This is a genomic window from Falsihalocynthiibacter sp. CO-5D18 (assembly GCF_041205445.1).
Classification (GTDB): Bacteria; Pseudomonadota; Alphaproteobacteria; order Rhodobacterales; family Rhodobacteraceae; genus Falsihalocynthiibacter; species Falsihalocynthiibacter arcticus.
Genome location: NZ_JBGFCF010000060.1, coordinates 1 through 1,220 on the forward strand (window position 1 = coordinate 1; position 1,220 = coordinate 1,220).

Annotated in this window: 1 protein-coding gene; it reads left to right on the forward strand. The window is 61.4% G+C overall.

Translation table 11 applies throughout. The features are described 5' to 3' along the window. On the forward strand, positions 1 to 1,220 hold a 1,220-nt coding region (locus tag AB9F27_RS21860; RefSeq protein ID WP_369758197.1), incomplete at both ends, for a calcium-binding protein.

A 1,220-nucleotide genomic window follows, 5' to 3' on the forward strand; every position in this document is an offset into this window, starting at 1 on the left:
GGGGCGCAAGAGGCCACTTATACGCTCACGGATGAGGACGAAGGCCATGTGCTGACGGTTCTCGTTTACTTTAATGACGGCGGGGGGTTCCACGAGGCAGTGACCAGTGTTGCGGTCCAAGTTGCGGGCTTTACTGGCCTTGACATGCTGGGCACAACGGCGGGCGATACCCTCATAGGTACCGCAGAAAATGATCGTTTGCGCGGTCTGGAGGGCAACGATATTTTGGTTGGCGGCACCGGCACGGACATCCTGATGGGGGGCGACGACAACGACTTACTCTATGGTCAAGACGGCAACGACACCCTCGAAGGTGGCCATGGCCATGATGGCCTGCGCGGCGGTGACGGGGCAGATGTCCTCAACGGCGGCACAGGCATCGACCGTGCTGAATATATCTCGCAAGTGCGCGCAGATATTGGCTATAGCAGCAGCAACACGGGCGAAGCGGCGGGCGACAGCTACATCTCGATCGAGAACCTGCTGGGCTCCAACTTCGCGGACTATTTGGCAGGAAATGGAGTGGCCAACACCCTCTGGGGCGACAATGGCAACGACGTTTTGGTCGGACGTGGCGGCAATGATGCGCTGTACGGTGGCGACAATAACGACACGCTCTACGGCGGCGAAGGCAATGACAGTCTCCACGGTGGCGCGGGGGCGGATATCCTGCGCGGCGGGGATGGAACCGATCGGGCCGAGTATTCCCATACATCGGCGGGCGTGCGCGCGGATCTTGGGTATAGCAGCAGCAACACGGGCGAAGCGGCGGGCGACAGCTACTTCTTGGTCGAGAACTTGCTGGGGTCCTCACATGCGGACATTCTGGCGGGAGATAGCGGCGCCAACACCCTTTGGGGCGGCAGCGGCGATGATGTTCTGGTCGGGCGCGACGGCAACGACAGGCTCTATGGCGGCAACGGCAACGACAAACTGTATGGCGGTGATGATAACGACGTTCTAAACGGTGGCGCGGGCGCGGATATCCTGCATGGCGGGGCTGGTTACGACAGCGCCGAATATAACACGCAAGTGCGCGCGGACCTTGGCTATACCGGCACCAACACAGGCGAAGCGACGGGCGACAGCTACGTCTCGGTCGAGAACCTGCTGGGCTCCGCACAGGCGGATTTTCTGGGCGGGAACGAAGGCGCCAACGGGCTTTGGGGGCAAAACGGTAACGATGTCCTGTCCGGACGCGGTGGCAACGACAGGCTCGA